The 16,751-nt window shown below is 56.3% G+C and carries 14 protein-coding genes and 1 tRNA gene; all 15 read left to right on the forward strand.

All coding sequences use genetic code 11. The annotated features are described in order from the left end of the window. The first annotated feature begins 104 nt into the window (after nt 1-104). The 15 genes from OZX67_RS03405 to OZX67_RS03475 all read left to right on the forward strand — a co-directional run bounded on the left by OZX67_RS03405 (nt 105) and on the right by OZX67_RS03475 (nt 16,707). The gene (locus tag OZX67_RS03405) at nt 105-1,913 is read left to right on the forward strand and encodes an alpha-glucosidase (protein WP_277144187.1); all 1,809 of its coding nucleotides are present in this window, start codon (nt 105-107) and stop codon (nt 1,911-1,913) included. A 136-nt stretch (nt 1,914-2,049) separates the two neighbouring features. Further along, a complete protein-coding gene (locus OZX67_RS03410; RefSeq protein ID WP_277144189.1) occupies nt 2,050-2,412 on the forward strand; it encodes a type II toxin-antitoxin system RelB/DinJ family antitoxin in 363 nt (120 codons plus the stop codon). Further along, nucleotides 2,412-2,906, forward strand: coding sequence for a PIN domain-containing protein (locus OZX67_RS03415; protein WP_277144192.1), 495 nt, complete (start codon nt 2,412-2,414; stop codon nt 2,904-2,906). The genes OZX67_RS03410 and OZX67_RS03415 overlap by 1 nt, the downstream gene beginning before the upstream one ends. Before the next feature lie 145 nt (nt 2,907-3,051). After that, nucleotides 3,052-3,675, forward strand: coding sequence for an isochorismatase family protein (locus tag OZX67_RS03420; protein ID WP_277144194.1), 624 nt, complete (start codon nt 3,052-3,054; stop codon nt 3,673-3,675). Beyond that, complete coding sequence (locus OZX67_RS03425; protein WP_277144196.1) at nt 3,675-5,768, forward strand: RecQ family ATP-dependent DNA helicase; 2,094 nt, start codon at nt 3,675-3,677, stop codon at nt 5,766-5,768. The genes OZX67_RS03420 and OZX67_RS03425 overlap by 1 nt, the downstream gene beginning before the upstream one ends. Nucleotides 5,769-5,872: 104 nt before the next feature. Then, on the forward strand, nt 5,873-6,343 hold the full coding sequence (locus OZX67_RS03430; RefSeq protein WP_277144198.1) for an ASCH domain-containing protein: 471 nt from the start codon (nt 5,873-5,875) through the stop codon (nt 6,341-6,343). 184 nt (nt 6,344-6,527) lie between these two features. Further along, nucleotides 6,528-7,808 (forward strand): HRDC domain-containing protein, encoded by a 1,281-nt coding sequence (locus OZX67_RS03435; protein WP_277144199.1) that lies wholly within the window; start codon nt 6,528-6,530, stop codon nt 7,806-7,808. A gap of 49 nt (nt 7,809-7,857) precedes the next feature. Beyond that, nucleotides 7,858-9,237: a trigger factor gene (tig, locus tag OZX67_RS03440; protein WP_277144202.1), complete on the forward strand. Its 1,380-nt coding sequence runs from the start codon at nt 7,858-7,860 to the stop codon at nt 9,235-9,237. 363 nt (nt 9,238-9,600) lie between these two features. Further along, nucleotides 9,601-10,863, forward strand: a complete 1,263-nt coding sequence (locus tag OZX67_RS03445; RefSeq protein WP_277144892.1) for a chloride channel protein — start codon at nt 9,601-9,603, stop codon at nt 10,861-10,863. An 81-nt stretch (nt 10,864-10,944) separates the two neighbouring features. Beyond that, the gene (locus OZX67_RS03450; RefSeq protein WP_277144894.1) at nt 10,945-11,541 is read left to right on the forward strand and encodes an ATP-dependent Clp protease proteolytic subunit; all 597 of its coding nucleotides are present in this window, start codon (nt 10,945-10,947) and stop codon (nt 11,539-11,541) included. Between the two features lie 2 nt (nt 11,542-11,543). Beyond that, nucleotides 11,544-12,215 (forward strand): ATP-dependent Clp protease proteolytic subunit, encoded by a 672-nt coding sequence (locus OZX67_RS03455; RefSeq protein ID WP_277144204.1) that lies wholly within the window; start codon nt 11,544-11,546, stop codon nt 12,213-12,215. 204 nt (nt 12,216-12,419) lie between these two features. After that, nucleotides 12,420-13,844, forward strand: a complete 1,425-nt coding sequence (gene clpX / locus OZX67_RS03460; protein WP_277144206.1) for an ATP-dependent Clp protease ATP-binding subunit ClpX — start codon at nt 12,420-12,422, stop codon at nt 13,842-13,844. Between the two features lie 295 nt (nt 13,845-14,139). Beyond that, nucleotides 14,140-14,213, forward strand: a tRNA-Arg gene (locus OZX67_RS03465). Between the two features lie 372 nt (nt 14,214-14,585). Further along, nucleotides 14,586-15,734 carry an ABC transporter ATP-binding protein gene (locus tag OZX67_RS03470; RefSeq protein ID WP_277144208.1) on the forward strand — a complete coding sequence of 383 codons (1,149 nt, stop codon included), beginning with the start codon at nt 14,586-14,588 and terminating at the stop codon, nt 15,732-15,734. A gap of 94 nt (nt 15,735-15,828) precedes the next feature. Next, nucleotides 15,829-16,707: an ABC transporter permease gene (locus OZX67_RS03475; protein ID WP_277144210.1), complete on the forward strand. Its 879-nt coding sequence runs from the start codon at nt 15,829-15,831 to the stop codon at nt 16,705-16,707. The last annotated feature ends 44 nt before the right edge of the window (nt 16,708-16,751 follow it).

Here is a 16,751-nt window from a genome sequence, read left to right on the forward strand (position 1 = left end):
GCAATACGATAGAAGGATTCCGCATTTACGTAACACCGAATATGATGAACGTTAGGATTTACGACGTAAAGTGCGAAGATGCAGCAGCGGAAGGAAACGTTGAAATGGTTGACGGGCAAAGAATGACGATTGCACAGCGCGTTCGGACCAACGGGGCGACGCCGAATCCTTGGTGGGCCAACGCGGTGGTCTATCAGATCTACCCACGCAGTTTTCAGGACAGCAATGGTGATGGTTTCGGCGATATTCAGGGGATTATCTCGCGGCTCGATTATCTGGCCGGTCTCGGCGTGGACGTGCTGTGGCTGAGTCCTGTCTACGTTTCGCCGCAGGTCGACAACGGCTACGATATCGCCGATTACCAGAACATCGACCCCAGATTCGGCACGATGGACGATATGGACGAGCTCCTGAGCGAAGCCCACAAACGCGGGCTCAAGGTGGTGATGGACCTCGTGGTCAACCACACTTCCGACGAGCACGCATGGTTTCAAGCCAGCCGCGACAAGAACGACGAACATGCCGACTGGTATTGGTGGAGGCCGGCACGCAAGGGACACGAACCGGGCACGCCGGGTGCGGAACCGAACAAATGGGGCAGCTATTTCGGCGGTTCGGCTTGGACCTACGACCCGAAACGCGGCGAATACTATCTCCACCAGTATTCCGCCAAACAGCCCGACCTCAACTGGGAGAACCCCGAGGTGCGCAAGGCCGTCTACAAGATGATGAACTGGTGGATGGATCGCGGCATCGACGGCTTCCGCATGGACGTCATCGCCGAGATTTCCAAGCGTGTCGATTCCAACGGCAAATTGCCGGGCGAGCAGGGTGGGCACATTCCTGACTTGCCGGCGAACAACGGTTATTCCACGCCGTTCCTGGCCTGCACCGACGGGCCGCGGCTCGACGAGTTCCTGCGCGAGATGCGCCATGCGGTTTTCGACGGGCGCGAAGGCTATATGACCGTCGGCGAGGCTCCGGGGATTCGCCTGAAGCGGGACGGTTATATCACCGATCCGGCCCATGGCGAGCTCGACATGATGTTCCTTTTCAACCACGTGCTGTTCGATTGCAAGAACTATGACACGTGGACGCCGGTCCCGTTCAAGGTCGAAGATCTGCGCAAGGTCATGGCCAAAGAGCAGAAGGTGGTGAGCAAAGCCGGCTGGGCGAGCCTGTATTTCAGCAACCACGACCAGCCGCGCGCCCTTTCGCGTTGGGGCGATGACAGCGAGGCGATGCGCGTGAAAAGCGCGAAGGCGCTGGGGCTCTTGCTGCACATGCACCGCGGCACGCCGTATATCTATGAGGGTGAGGAGCTGGGAATGACCAACGCCCACTTCACCCGGCTCGAGCAGTACCGCGACATTCAATCGCGCAACATTTACCACGAGCGCGTCGACGAGCAGCATCAGGTCTCGCCCGCGCAGATGCTGGACGTACTGGCCAAACGCAGCCGCGACAACGCGCGTACGCCGATGCAGTGGGATGGCAGCAAATACGCCGGTTTCATGGCGTCGGATGCTTCGGCCGAACCATGGATCGCCGTCAATCCGAACCATGACGTCATCAACGCCGAGGCGGAAGTGGACGACCCCGATTCGGTGTATTCCTTCTACAAGAAGCTTATCGGACTGCGGCACACCAACGCGGTGGTCGCTGCCGGCGATTGGAAGCTGATCGATGCCCATGACGAGCATGTTTACGCCTTCACGCGTTCGCTTGGCAGCGAGAAGCTGCTGGTCGCGGTGAACTGTTCTGGTGAGACCGTGCCGATTCCGCGTCAGGCGGCCAAGTTGCTGGCGGCGAGCGGGAAACCTGACGATGCCCGGTTGCTGATTTCCGTCACCGGTTCACTGCCTGCGAATGGTCAGCTTGGGCCATGGGAAGGTTTTGTATACCTCGTATAGCAGGATTTTGCTCATTATTAAACGTTTTGAAATTTAATAAATACAATGCTTCTTGTCCAGTTTGACTTTTATTGCGTTATATAGTAAGCTATGCTGTATAGCAGATAAGGTTGTGGATTCAAGACAAGGAGAGGCTATGTCGATGGTGCAGATGAATGTCCGTATCGATGCTGACTTGAAAGACGAAGTCGACGTGATACTGAAGCGTCTCGGCAAGACTCCGAGCTCTGTCATTCGTGAGCTATGGGACTTCATTCAGGATTCCGGCGATATTCCCGATTTGGACACGGCTCGTGAGAAAGAGGATCAGGAGCTCGAAAAGCGGAAGAAACTTGAGAAGATTGACAATATGAGCGGAATAGTCCCGCGGACCTTGAACGATATGGGGCTTATCGGGCGTGGCGATGATCCGTTCAAGTCGATGTCCGCCAAAGAGCTTCATGATTATGCGGACGAACAACGATATGAGGATTACGCTCAAGAAAGCGTGGCGGTCTGATGAAGAAAACCAAGCGCAATATCGTATTTGATACCAATATTCTTATCGATATCGTTATGCATCGTTCACTGCGGGAATCTGCGGCGTTGAAGCTTATGGACGCATGCGCCGATTTGAATTTGAATCCTATGTGCGTTTCATTATCGCTCAAAGATGTCGATTATATTGTGAAAGTGAACACCAAGCGGGAGTTCAAAGATGCCATGGCAGGCGTTGAGCAGGCCACGGTGCAGCAGCTTGTCGCTCAGATCGGTTGGAACAGTGTCGAATCAATCATGGAGGTTTGTCAGGTCGCTGCTGTTGACGGTGAGGTTTGCAAAAATGCGCTGAAATTGCGGTCTGCACATCCCGACTATGAGGATGACCTCATTATCGCCGCGTCGCGTCAGGCCGATGCTGATATGGTGGTGACGGGCGACCAGGATCTGATCAAGCATTTCCCGGATCTGTGCGTCAGCGTCGAGGACGCGTTGAAGCAGATCGAAGAGAACTGAGCATCTGGGAATTGAGTTGAGCGGGCTCGAGCTGAGTGGGTTCTGGCCGAGTGGGTTCGCGCTTGGTGATTCGGTGGCGCAATCTTTGTAGAGTTGGTTTTGGAATTCGGAAATCATTCGGATTCGAGCGGCGATAGGAGTCGATATGGCAGGCAAGGCATTGATTATTGTGGACGTGCAACCCACGTTCTGCGAAGGCGGGGAACTTGGGGTCGAAGGAGGCACGGCTGTAGCCGACCGCATCGCCGAGTACATGAAGGCGCATGGTAATGATTACACCTATATCGCCACCACGCAGGACTGGCATATCGAGCCGGGTTCTCATTTCTCCGACCATCCAGATTTTGTGGATTCGTGGCCGAAACACGGAGTTGCGGGCACGCCGAACGCCGAACTGATGCCGCAAATTGCGGCTCTTAACCTCAAGCATCATTTCAAGAAGGGCCAGTACGCCTCGGCGTATTCCGGATTCGAAGGAATCGAAGACAATACCGATCGTGTGCAGACCCGCGACGAATTCGCCCAGATGCAGAAAGACGGCAAAACCTTGGCACAAGGCTTGAAAGATGCCGGTGTCAACCATGTCGATGTGGTCGGTCTGGCCGAATCGCACTGCGTCAAGGAAACCGCTCTCGATGCCAAGAAGCTGGGATATTCTGTCACGGTCTTTGAAGACATGACCGAACCTGTCAGCGAGGACCAGAGTGTGAGCGCCCGTAGGGAAATGAGCGGTGCAGGCATTGAACTGAAGAACGGGTTGGGTGACTGATGTCGGCATTATCCTCTTCCTCGTCATTGGCCCAGACTGAGTCTGTATCGTCCGGGCCTTCGAGCGGTGCACTCGCAGCCCTGAAGCAGTATTTTGGCTACGATTCGTTCCGCGAAGGGCAAGAGGACTTGGTCGATGCCATTCTCGCCGGTCATGACGTGTTGGGAGTGATGCCGACAGGTGCCGGCAAATCCATCTGCTATCAGGTGCCGGCCACCATGCTGTCGGGACTGACCATCGTCATTTCTCCGCTTATTTCGTTGATGCGTGATCAGGTTGATGCCCTGGACGACTCGGGCATCAAGGCCGCGTTCATCAACACCACGCAGGAAAGTGACGAGCAATCCATGGTGTTCGCCCAAGCACGACGTGGCGATGTGAAAATGCTTTACGTCGCTCCCGAACGCTTGGAAACCGAACGGTTCCGCAGCTTTGCCTCACAAGTCAAGATTTCACTGATTACCGTTGACGAAGCACACTGCGTCTCGCAATGGGGGCAGGATTTCCGCTCGTCATATCTGGGAATCGGCGAGTTCATCGACAGTCTGTCAGTGCGCCCAACCGTCGCCGCGTTCACAGCGACGGCCACCGAAAAAGTGCGTCGTGATATCGTGCGTCTGCTGAGGCTGAAGACCCCCAAAGTCACCGTAACGGGTTTCGACCGGCCGAATCTATACTTCGACATCATCAACATGCCGACCAAACGCAAGAATATGTGGATTACCGAGTATGCAGCCAAGCACGCCGATGAATCCGGCATCGTCTACTGTGCCACACGCAAGGAAACCGAAGCGCTCGCCGACGAACTGAACCGACACGGCATCGGTGCCGCCGCCTATCACGGCGGTATGTCCGCCGAAGCGCGCGACAAGGCACAACGTGATTTCGTCACCGACCAGGTGCCGGTGGTGGTGGCCACCAACGCTTTCGGCATGGGCATTGACAAATCAAACGTGCGTTATGTCATCCATCACAATATGCCGGAAAGCATCGAAGCCTACTATCAGGAGGCCGGTCGAGCTGGGCGAGATGGAGAGCCTGGACGTTGCACATTGCTCTGGAACGATTCGGACATCGTCACCCGCCGCCGGCTTCTGGACATGGATTCCGACAACGACCGTATGAGTCCCGAAGAGCAAGAGATTGTTCGTCAAAGTCATCGACGTTTGCTCAACGCGATGATTGGCTATTGTCGCACCACCGAGTGTCTGCACCGCTACATCATGCGGTATTTTGCCGATCCGAGCAGCGTTGACGCTACGGGCGGTGCCGGGAATGAGAGTGAAAAGAGGCCCGATTCTCACGTCAACCGCTCTGATTCGGATGCGTCTGCCAATGATGGCGATACTTCAGGAAACGATTCGAAACAGGTTGGAAAAGACAACCGCAAAACGTTCAAATGCGGCAACTGCGCCAATTGCGAAAGCACGTTCGAGACCATCGATGTTTCTGATGTGGCACGTGCCATCAGCCGTTGCGTTCATGATATCAACCAGAGTTTCGGCATGGGCAAGATCGTCTCCGTGCTGCGAGGTTCGAAGGCACAAGACCTTATCAATCGCCATCTTGACCGTGTACCGAGCTATGGAGCGCTTCACGATGTGCCCGATGCGAGGATTCGCGATGTCATCAATCAGATGGCGACAGACGGGTATCTTTTTGTTTCGGAAGGCCGCTTGCCAATCGTTCGTTTTGGGATTCGTGCGGGGGAGACGGTCAAACCCGATTTCCACTATGAAATCAAACGTATCCAGCGTAGGAAGCCTGTTGTTTCGTCCGGTGCTGTTTTCGGCTCCTATGATGCCGATGCTTCGAATGCCAGTGCCGGTTCGCATGCTGGTGGCGGAACTTATGGCGATTACGAGCCGACCGACGAGGACGAAGCACTTTTCCAGAAGTTCCGCGAGCTGCGGCGTACCATCGCCCAGGAAATCGGCAAACCTCCCTACATCGTCTTCTCCGACAAGACCCTGCGTGACATGGCCCGTATCAAGCCAACCACCGACGCCCAGTTCCTCGCGGTCAACGGCGTAGGGGAGAACAAGCTGCATCTCTACGGCCCCCGTTTCATGGATGTGGTGCGTGCTCAGTGAAAATGGAAACAAACTAACGAACAAACAAAATCGGTAAATATGAACCCGCCTATTAAGGATTAATAGGGGATACCGAACCTGTCGAGCCAAAGATATGAGAAATAATGACCAACCATTCTGAACCAGACGACACCGAAAGCATGCCAAACGAAGCAATCGACTTGGCAACCCTCGAACGTGACGAGTACGGCTTTCCCGGCCCTTTGCGGGATAAATTGGTCGAGGCGATCCTTGAGGAGCGTAAAACGAGAACCACCTCGTTGCTTGCCGAATACCAGCACGACCATGAGCCGTTGCCGCAGGTCGGAAAGCTGGCTATGGTGATTGATTCCGATGACAGGCCGGTGTGCGTGACTCGGCTGATGGAAGTCACGGTCTGCAAAATAAGCGACATCACTGATGAACATGCCCGTGGCGAAGGCGAAGGGTACGACGATGTGGCAGGGTGGCGCAAGGCGCATGAGCAGTTTTGGGAAAGTGACGAATTCCGGGAGGAGTTGGGCGATAAGAACTTCAAGGTCAATGACGATACCGAGGTCGTCTGTGAGCACTTCAACGTGGTGAAGCGGCTTTGAGTCGATAGTGGCCGGCCAAGAGGTGGCATAGCCGAGTTTAAATTGACGTAGGAAGCGCTGCCCAAGGCTCGCGATATGGTGGACGCCGGATTTAATGTATAGCAGTGTCCGCTGGAATCGAGCCCTGCAGCGCTTTTCGCAAGCGTCGTGATAGAGCTCTGCAGTGGGCGGAGTAGGAGTTCGGTTGAGCGAGCCACGATTGCAGGAAGAGCCGCGTGAAGGCGTACCTGAGGTGACCGATACGCTCGACGGATTCCGCGAGGCCTGCGATAGGTTGGCTGCAGGCAATGGTTCGCTGGCCGCCGATGCCGAACGTGCTTCCGGCTATCGTTACGGCCACGAGGACTGGCTGGTGCAGTTCAAACGCACCGGTTCCGGCATCGTTCTTCTCGACCCGATAGCCCTCAACAAAGCGGGTGCGGACTGGAACGAATTCAACCGTGCCGTCGGCGATGCCACATGGATTATTCATGATTCCCTCCAGGATTTGCCGGGATTCACCGATTTGGGTATGAAAGTCCACAATCTTTTCGATACCGAAATCGCCGCAAGATTGTTGGGGCTGAAGCGTTTTGGTCTTGCTGCGGTCACCGCACACTATCTTGGTATTACATTGGCCAAGGAACATTCCGCCGCCGACTGGTCATACCGTCCTCTGCCGCGCGATTGGCGTAATTACGCGGCGCTTGACGTCGAACTGCTTATCGAACTTGAACAGAAAATGCGCGCCGACCTCAACAAAGCCGGAAAAATCGAATGGGCCAACGAGGAATTCAGCCATGCGCTCGCCGAGGGCACAGGCCCGCAGACTCCTCATCCAGTGCCGTGGATGCGCATTTCCCATTTCACCGCACTCGGTCACGACAGGCGTGGCCAGGCCGTGGCCAAGGCGTTATGGGAGAAACGAGACGAACTCGCCCGCGAACACGACATCGCTCCGACGCTGCTCTTGAGTGACGTCGCCATCATCGAAGCCTCGCAGAAAAAGCCGCACAACGCCCGTCAGTTCCGCGCCATCCGTAGTCTGAACGAGCGGGTGCGCATCCACATGGGCAACGAGCAGGACAAGATGTTCGAGCGTTACGCTCCGATCCAGCGTTCCATCAAGCCAAGCGTGTGGAAAGACACCATTCAGGAAGCGCTGAAACTGAAGCCAAAGGACTGGCCGGAACCGCCGGCGCCGCCCCAGGAGCCGCAGGCCAATGCGCCGCGTTCCATGAAATACTGGTCCGTCCATCACCCGGATCGGTTCGCCCGCCTCAAGAAGGTGCGTGCCGTTATCGCCCAGATTGCGCAGGATACCAGGACCCCGCCGGATGTGGTTATCAAGCCGCAGATCATCCGCAACCTTTGCTGGCAGGATAATGCAGCAGAGCTTGATATCCCCGAATTTCTGCGCGAGCAAGGGGCCCGGAAATGGCAGGTTGCGCTTGTCTCTGAGTCCGTAAGTCGCGTTATCATATGAGGGTTGCCTAAAGGCAGAAGTAGTTGGAAATATCGTCAGGAGCACTAGCGTGAAAATCAGCGTGAGGAATCTCGAGCCCACCAAGGTGAAGCTCACCGTCACCGTCGACCCGGAAGAGTTCGACCCCTATCTTGATCAGGCCCGCAAGGAAATCGCCAAGCAAATCAGCGTCCCGGGCTTCCGTAAGGGCCACGTGCCCGACAAGATCATCGACCAGCGCGTCGGTTTTGGTGCCGTCGCGGGAGAGGCCGTCAACAGCGCCGTTCCGGAGCTTTATTCCAAGGCCCTCGAGGAGAAGAAGATTCGCCCGATGGCCCAGCCTGAGCTGGACGTCAAGGAACTGCCGACCAGCGAAAAGGACGACACCAAGGTGAAGTTCATCGCCACCGTCGAGCGCCGCCCTGAAATCGAGCTGCCGAAGCTCGACGGCATGACCCTTGATGTTGCAAAGACCGAGGTCACCGATGAGGATGTCGACAAGCGTCTCGACAACCTGCGCCAGCGTTTCGGCACCCTCGTTGGTGTCGACCGTCCTGCCAAGAAGGGCGATTACGTCAACATTGATCTTGACGCCCAGATTGACGGCGAGTCCGTCGATTCCCAGGAAGGCGTGAGCTATGAGCTCGGCAGCGGCAAGCTGCTCGACGGCATCGATGAAGCTCTCGACGGCCTGTCCGCCGGTGAAGAGACCACTTTCGAAGGCAAGCTGGAAAGCGGCGACCACGAAGGCGAGAAGGCCCAGATCAAGGTCAAGGTCAATTCCGTCAAGGCCGAAGAGCTGCCGAAACTCGATGACGATTTCGCTCAGGAAGCCTCCGAGTTCGATACACTTGACGAGCTCAAGGCCGACATTCGCAAGCAGTGCGAGCGTGACAGCGAAGGTCGCCAGGCCAACGAGGCGCGCGATGCGTTCCTCGACGCCCTGAAGAAGGACGTGGAGATTCCGCTGCCCGAAGGTGTTCGCAAGGATATGATCGAAGACCGCTTGAAGCAGGTCACCGGCGATCCCGAGAAGGCCACCGACGAACAGAAGAAGGAAGCCGAAGAGGCCACCGACAAGGAACTCAAGGATCAGATCGTGCTCGACACCCTGGCCGAGCAGCTCGATGTCAAGGTCTCCCAGGTCGATGTCACCAACTTCCTCGCCTCCATCGCCCAGCAGTACGGCATGGACCCGAGCGCCTTCATCAACGCCATCGTCCAGAACGGCCAGCTTGGCTCTGCCGTTCAGGAAGTCGGCCGTTCCAAGGGCTTGCTTGCCGGCATGCGCGCCGTCAAGTTCACCTGCGACGGCAAGGATCTTGACTTGACCCCGTTCCTCGGTGAAGACGAGGCCGTCGAAGACGCCGAAGAGAACGAAAGCGTCGAGGCCGCGTCCGCCGCTGCCGCCGTCGCCGACGAGCTTTCCGACAAGGATCAGGCCGAGTGATTTCGGAGTAATTAATTTCTGATTAAATCTCTAAAGGGAGTTCGGGGTTTGCCCCGGCTCCCTTTTCGTTTGTCGAGGATGAATTCGTAGTTATGGGGTTATGGGTCTATCTGATTCCCGTTGTGCTTTGCTGCGAACGGATTTCCGCTTATCTGAATATTTATCAATTTAAGATATATGTAATCGGGATAGGACAGATTTGGCATCGGAACGTGTTCATTTTCCTGGACGCGATTATATTGGTTTGAGGATAATAAAGCTGAGGTGCCGGAACGCACCTCTGCAAACTGTCATGGAAAGTCGGAAGCGCTGGTGGAACAAGGGAACGGTAACGGTAGCGGTAGCAGATTAAAGCGGTTGGGCATGATTGCCGCCGTCATATTCCTGCTCGGCGGCGTCGTCGGCGTGAGTTCCGGTCTGCTTGGCCTCATGTTGAGCGGTGTTGAAGGGCTCATGTTGGGCTATATTGAGAATCCACAGGATCCCAGCCCCTATCAAGTGGCGGCGTGGCGACGCATCGCTTCAATCGTTGGCGGATCGATTTTCGCAGCAGTGGTCTGGTGGTTGCTGCGCACCAAAACCACTAAAGTGCCATCGGTCAAGAAGGCTGTTGCGGGGGAGCGGATGCCGATTTGGCAAACCACCGTTCACGTACTGCTCCAGATTTTCATCGTCGGTTCTGGTTCGTCCATCGGCCGTGAGGTGGCGCCGCGCGAGTTCGGAGCGATGCTGGGCCAGCGCTTCTCACAGTTTGTCCATTTAAACGACGAAAAAGACCGGAGAACCGTTGTGGCCGTAGCTGCCGCCGCTGGTCTCGCCGGTGTCTACAACGCCCCGCTTGCCGGCACTTTTTTCGCGCTCGAAATTCTGCTTTCCGATATCACTATGGAAACCGTCACCATGGCGCTCGGAACCTCGGCGGTATCCGCCTATATTGCTTCGATGATTCGTGGGCGTGGCACGTTCTACGGTATGGCTGCGATGGGCAAGTCAACGATTCCTACTTTGAGCCTGACCCTGTTCGCCGTCATTGCCGGCATCGTCTGTGGTATCGCCGGTGCGCTGTTCCGCAAAGGTTCGCAATGGGCCGAAGGCAACAAACCAAAAGGCGCGGGCATTCTTTGGATGATGCCATTGGTAGCCCTGGCGACCGGCATCGTGGCGATATGGTTGCCGCAGATTATGGGCAACGGCCGTTCCGTGGCACAATACGCCTTTTCCGCCACCGCCCGCGAAGCCAACGCGCTCATTCCGATTCTGCTGGCTTTGTTGGTAGCCAAAGTGGTGCTGACGCTTGGTACGATTCGTTCCGGCGCTTCCGGCGGTGTGCTTCAGCCCGGCATTTCGATAGGCGCGACGGTCGGTGCGTTGCTTGGTTTCACGTGGGTTATCGTCAGTCCCGGCGACACCGTCACCGCGTGTGCACTGGTGGGTGCTTCGGCTCTGCTCGCAGCCTCGCAGCAGGCACCGCTCATGGCGATGTGCCTGGTGATGGAACTGACGGGAGCCCCAATGGCCTTCTTCGTGCCGGTCGGCATCGGTGTGGCCGTGTCGGCTCTGGTTTCGCGCGGTTTCAATGGCTTTGTTTCTCGTTCTCAGCGCAAAAAACCGAGGGCTGTCGTATAAGTCGCGGTACTATTCATAACGGTAATAAAACGTGAATATCAAGGAGATATGGTGGCAGGATTGCTGACATCTACGCCGTTGATGGACGAGGGGGAGGATTCCGCCCCCACCATCACGGATCCGATTTTCAATAGGTTGCTCAAGGAACGCATCATCTGGCTTGGCGACGAGGTCAAGGATCAGAACGCCAACGTCATCTGCGCCCAGATGCTGATGCTCGCGGCCGAAGACCCGAAGAAGGACATCTGGCTTTACATCAACTCGCCCGGCGGCTCCATCACCGCAGGTATGGCCATTTACGACACCATGCAGCTCATTGAGCCCGACGTGGCCACGGTCGCAGTCGGCATGGCGGCTTCCATGGGCCAGTTCCTGCTTTCCAGCGGTACCAAGGGCAAGCGTTTCGCCACTTCCCACGCGCGTATCCTGATGCACCAGCCTTCCGGCGGCATCGGCGGCACCGCGACCGACGTGCGCATCAACGCCGAGCTGATCATGGATATGAAGCAGACCCTCTCGAAGCTTACGGCCGAACAGACCGGTCACACACTTGAGGAGATTTACCGCGACAACGAGTACGACCATTGGTTCACCGCGCAGCAGGCGCTGGAATACGGTTTCTTCGATCGTATCGTGACCACGCCGGGCACGATGAGCACCAAGAAGGACGGGGAGTGAACATGGCAAGTGAAGAAGCGAAGTTTGTAGCTCGTGCCGAGCGTCTCGCAGGCCCGCGTGGCGTGGCCGGCTTTGCGCCCCAGAACCGTTACGTGATGCCGCAGTTCAGTGAGAAGACACCATACGGCATGAAGACGCAGGACGCGTATTCGCGGCTTTTTGAAGACCGCATCATCTTCATGGGCGTGCAGGTGGACGACACCTCCGCCGACGACATCATGGCCCAGCTGCTCGTTCTGGAAAGCCAGGATCCCAACCGCGACGTGATGATGTATATCAATTCTCCCGGCGGCTCGATGACGGCCATGACGGCCATCTACGACACAATGCAATACATCAAGCCCGACGTGCAGACCGTCTGCCTCGGACAGGCCGCTTCGGCCGCTGCGGTGATTCTTGCTGCTGGCACCAAGGGCAAGCGCTTGATGCTCCCGAACGCCCGTGTGCTTATCCACCAGCCGGCCATCGACCAGGGCTTCGGCAAGGCCACGGAGATCGAGATTCAGGCCAAGGAAATGCTGCGCATGCGCGAATGGCTCGAGGAGACCCTCGCCAAGCACACCGGCCAGTCGGTCGAACGCGTCCGCAAGGACATCGAGGTCGACACCTTCCTTACGGCCGAGGAGGCCAAGGATTACGGCATGGTCGACGAGGTGCTCGCCAATCGCAAGTAGCGATAGCGGTAACGGCAATGGTGGCGGTAGTCATTGCGCCGCGAAAAGCCGTGTAGGTTTATAACCAAAACGATTCGATACCCTTTGCGTTCGCGCGTGAGGGGTATCGTCGTAACCGGGGGTTGCCGCGGAAGAGGGCGACGATCGAACGGCCAAATACAAGGCCAGTCCAAAAGAAAGCGCACAACGCGGTAAGGAGAAGGTATGGGCGACGTGGTGGATTATAACGACTCCGTCCCGCGCTGCGGATTCTGCGGCAAAAGCGAGCGTCAGGTGCGCAAGCTGGTCACCGGCCAAGGGGCGGCAATCTGCGACGAATGCATTGCCCAATGCGTCGACCTCATCAACGATGACAACGACCAGGACGTCAAGATCAACGCGCTAAACCTGCCCAAACCTTCCGAAATTTACGCTTATCTCGACCAGTATGTCGTCGGCCAGCCACAGGCCAAGCGCACCCTTTCCGTGGCCGTCTACAACCATTACAAGCGTGTCAACATGGAGATGAGTGAAGGTGGCCGTACTTCCGGCGCTGGTATGGGCAAAGCAGCGGCTGCGACTTCCGGCTCGGCAAGGAAATCTGGAACTTCAGGGAATACTAAGGCGACTTCCGCCAAGCGTTCCGGCAAGGGCGGAGCTGATCCACTCGCGGATGTGCAGGTGGCCAAATCCAATATTCTCTTGCTCGGCCCAACCGGCGTAGGTAAGACCTACCTGGCCCAGACGCTCGCCCGCGTGATGAACGTGCCGTTTGTCATCGTCGACGCCACTACGTTGACCGAGGCCGGATACATTGGCGATGACGTCGAAAGCGTGCTGCAACGGCTCCTGCAGGCCGCTGACGGTGACGTAGACCGTGCCCAGCATGGCATTGTTTATATCGACGAGATTGACAAGATTGCGCGTAAAAGTGGAGAAAGCACTTCGTTGACCCGCGACGTCAGCGGGGAAGGTGTGCAACAGGCGCTGCTGAAGATTCTCGAAGGCACCATCGCCTCGGTGCCGCTGGAGGGAGAAGGCACGCGCAAACACCGCGACCAGAACACCGTCAAAATGGACACGCGCGACATTCTCTTCATCTGTGGCGGCGCTTTCGTCGGCCTCGACAGCATCGTCCGCAAGCGGCTCGGAGCGCAGGAAAGCGGCTTCACCGCGACCCTGCACGAGCACGACGAGAGCAAGGCTGATTTGCTGCGTCAAGTCGATGCCGATGATTTGGGCGATTTCGGCTTGCTGCCCGAGTTCATCGGCCGTTTGCCGGTGGTCAGCGTGCTCGATGAACTTACCGAGCAGGATTTGCGCGATATCCTCGTACGTCCGGCCAACGCGCTGGTCAAGCAGTATCGCAAGCTCTTCGCCGTCGACGGGGTCAAGCTCTCATTCACCGATGAGGCTATTGCCGCCATCGCCGCCAAGGCCATTCGAGAGGGCACCGGCGCTCGTGGGCTGCGTTCCATCATCGAAAAGACGCTGGAAGAGACCATGTTCCAGCTGCCGGAGATGGACGACGTTGAACAGGTCATCGTCGACGCTTCCGCCGTCAGCGGTGCGGGAGTGCCGAAGATGGTGGTTTCTTCGGCTTCGTCCGGTCGTTCCCCGCGCCGCAGCAAGATACACGCGTTCGGATAAGCGGAACGCTATTCATTTAGGGGTTATGTTTCGTCGCATTCCTTGAATGATGAGGCTTGAAGCATCTGTTTTGGCATTGTTGCTTTCCTGATATTCATACTTGCATACTTACTGGCGGAGTTTGTTTGTAGGGATTTGGATCACTATCGGTGAATGGTTTTCAGCGAATGTTGCCGAATACCATTTCAGCCCAGTATGTAATGCGTTAATGTGCTTTCGCGACACGCCTATGCTTGCGTGAATCGACCCAAAACGCTATATTAGATGAGTTGTCAAAAACAAGGTTCTTGACACTGCGCACGTAGCCCAATGGATTAGAGCAGCTGACTACGGATCAGCAGGTTACAGGTTCGAATCCTGCCGTGCGCACAGATTAATCCGCAGGATTGTATGGTTCTGCGGATTTTCAATTCTCGTGCCTTGTGCTCAGCTGTTGTAATGCGTTCCGAACTCACTTTTGCGCTCAGCGGACGGTGCTGTGCCGGCTTATCGAGCACGGGATGTTTTTCGCCTCAGCGGAATTGCAAATCAGTGGGAAAAGCATTCAATTGTGCCCAAAATGGTGCTTTTCGCCGCAGTGAGGCCATAATCAGTGGGAAAAGCACTCAATTACGGTCTAAAAAGTGCTTTTCTCACTGATTTCATGTCTACCTAGGGGTACAGTTTTCCGTCTTGCGTTGCCGGTGCGAGTTGTTGCGCCTTGTATAGGAAGTACACGAAGTACTTACCTAGAAAGGCGGAATGATGAACGTCGATGGTTACGGGAATCAGAGGCAATCTGGAACGCAGCCGAAACTGGCTGTGGCTACCCAGAACCTCGTGAAGGTATACGGGGATTTCAAAGCGGTGGATGGGCTGAATCTCAAGGTGCCGATGGGAGGCGTATACGGCCTGCTTGGCCCTAATGGTGCCGGTAAATCCACTACGATGAAACTGCTGTTGGGGCTCACCTCGCCGACCTCCGGGCAGATGTGGATGCTGGGGCGGCAAGTTGACGGCAAACGTGGCGCAAGCCATCGTATCCAGCCGGGTCGCGTCGGCTCGATGATCGAAGGGCCGAGTTTCTATCCCGGCTTGTCCGGTTTGGACAATTGCCGCATGGTGGCGGACTATCTCGATTTGCCGACTTCCGTGGCGACGCAGGTGCTGGCTCAGGTCGGTCTGGAGGGCCACGAGGACAAGAAGGCCAAGGACTATTCGCTGGGCATGAAGCAGCGCCTGGGTATCGCCATGGCCTTGATTTCAAGGCCGGAGCTGTTGCTGCTTGACGAGCCCACGAACGGCCTCGATGCCGAGGCGGTGGTCGAGGTTCGCGAGATGATTATGAATCTGGCAACCTCCGAAGGAGTCACCGTCATCATCAGCAGCCATATCCTTTCCGAAATCGAGAAGATGGCACCGGTGGTCGGCATCATTGCCTCAGGCCGTCTGCTATATCAGGGTTCTTTGGACAATCTGCGTGAGCAGGGTCATATTGATATCCGTGTCTCCGACCCAAAAAGTGCTGCGGATTTGCTCAGCCAAAGTGGTATGGCCTATCGGTTCATCCCGCAGACAGGCGAGCTGCAGATTTCGGAGTGTGCGGATGGCCGGATTGCCGGTTTGGTCTCGCAGATGGTCGATGGGAACATCGCGGTTTATCGCGTCGCCTCTGAACGAAAAAGCCTTGAGGAGGCGTTCCTTGAATTGGTGGAAAGCCCGCAGGGTCAGCAATCGCAAAGTAGCCAGAGCAATCGCGTCGATCGCCTGGGCCAAGGTGCGATGGCGACGAAATATGAAAATTCGCCGGCGTATAGCGGCAATGTGCAAACCGTGGCGAATCGTGATGTTGTTGGACCCCGGTCATCTTTGGACAATTCCGGGATGCCGGTTCTGGGAGGTGCGCGATGAATTTCAATACTCGCAACAATTGGTATTGCAATCAACCTATTCTGATTTTTCTGTCGCATTCGGCAAGCAACGTACGGATGCTTGGAGGTGCGCGATGAGCGAGAAGGAAATGAGTTGCGGTTCTTTCGACAATCCGTATTACAATATGCAGATTCGGAATTCTCGAAGAAGTGGAACCGGTAACGCAATCCGCAGGGAAGCTGGCCTGTTCACGGCGATTCATATGGAACTGCGCAAGCTCAAAGGCTCATCGTTCTGGTGGATGGCAGCGGGCATGGCGTTGTTGACCTCTGCGTGGTCGGGGGCGGCGTTCATGAAACGTGCCGGAGGCAACCCTGCGCTTCGTACCGTTTTGCTTGCCGACAACGAACCTTATACGTTTATCAGCCTGATGGCTCCGATTCTGGCCGCGTTGCTGACCAGTCGTTTGGCGGTGATGGAAACGGGAGGGCGGATGAGCCTCAAATGGCTGTCGCTGGGGCAATCAGAGGTGATGAGGTTCCTCGCCAAGTTTGTGGTTGCGGGGTTGACGCTCGCGATGAGCTTCATCATTCCTTTGGTCTGGATTCCCGTGGCCGCGAAGGCGAAAGGTTTCGGTTTTACCGGAAGTTTTGCAAGACCGTTGGTGGTGACATCGCTGATCGCGTTGTTCTCGTCGTTGGCGGTCGTGGCCGTTCAATTGCTGATTTCCATGGTTATGGACAAGCAGGCCGTAGGGCTTGGTATCGGTGTCATCGCCGGCTTGATTGGTTCTGGCCTGATTGCGTTGGGCAAGCCGCAGTTCGGTTGGCTGTTTCCCGCGGGTATCAGTTCGGCCGCCGATCCCTTCGTCAGCAAGGCTCTGTCTAACGGATACGCCAGTGTGACGATGGTCGGCAACCCGTGGATTCGTGTGGTGGCTAGTTTTGTTGCTTGTGTGGTTTGGGCGGTCGTTTCAGTGTTAATTATCAAGGTAAAGGAGTCAAGACGATGACCGGCAACGGAATGGCAGATGGCTTCGTCGTGACAGGCAACAAC

Origin of the sequence: Bifidobacterium sp. ESL0728 (genome assembly GCF_029392015.1) — a bacterium.
In the GTDB taxonomy this organism is placed as follows: Bacteria; Actinomycetota; Actinomycetes; order Actinomycetales; family Bifidobacteriaceae; genus Bifidobacterium.

Excerpts from the sequence above, each read along its gene's own strand:
- OZX67_RS03475 (WP_277144210.1), top strand. The coding sequence starts at position 15,829 with ATGAGCGAGAAGGAAATGAGTTGCGGTTCTTTCGACAATCCGTATTAC.
- OZX67_RS03455 (WP_277144204.1), top strand. The coding sequence starts at position 11,544 with ATGGCAAGTGAAGAAGCGAAGTTTGTAGCTCGTGCCGAGCGTCTCGCA.
- OZX67_RS03415 (WP_277144192.1), top strand. The coding sequence starts at position 2,412 with ATGAAGAAAACCAAGCGCAATATCGTATTTGATACCAATATTCTTATC.
- OZX67_RS03425 (WP_277144196.1), top strand. The coding sequence starts at position 3,675 with ATGTCGGCATTATCCTCTTCCTCGTCATTGGCCCAGACTGAGTCTGTA.
- OZX67_RS03410 (WP_277144189.1), top strand. The coding sequence starts at position 2,050 with ATGTCGATGGTGCAGATGAATGTCCGTATCGATGCTGACTTGAAAGAC.
- OZX67_RS03430 (WP_277144198.1), top strand. The coding sequence starts at position 5,873 with ATGACCAACCATTCTGAACCAGACGACACCGAAAGCATGCCAAACGAA.
- clpX (WP_277144206.1), top strand. The coding sequence starts at position 12,420 with ATGGGCGACGTGGTGGATTATAACGACTCCGTCCCGCGCTGCGGATTC.
- OZX67_RS03445 (WP_277144892.1), top strand. The coding sequence starts at position 9,601 with ATGATTGCCGCCGTCATATTCCTGCTCGGCGGCGTCGTCGGCGTGAGT.
- OZX67_RS03450 (WP_277144894.1), top strand. The coding sequence starts at position 10,945 with ATGGACGAGGGGGAGGATTCCGCCCCCACCATCACGGATCCGATTTTC.
- OZX67_RS03405 (WP_277144187.1), top strand. The coding sequence starts at position 105 with ATGGTTGACGGGCAAAGAATGACGATTGCACAGCGCGTTCGGACCAAC.
- OZX67_RS03420 (WP_277144194.1), top strand. The coding sequence starts at position 3,052 with ATGGCAGGCAAGGCATTGATTATTGTGGACGTGCAACCCACGTTCTGC.
- OZX67_RS03470 (WP_277144208.1), top strand. The coding sequence starts at position 14,586 with ATGATGAACGTCGATGGTTACGGGAATCAGAGGCAATCTGGAACGCAG.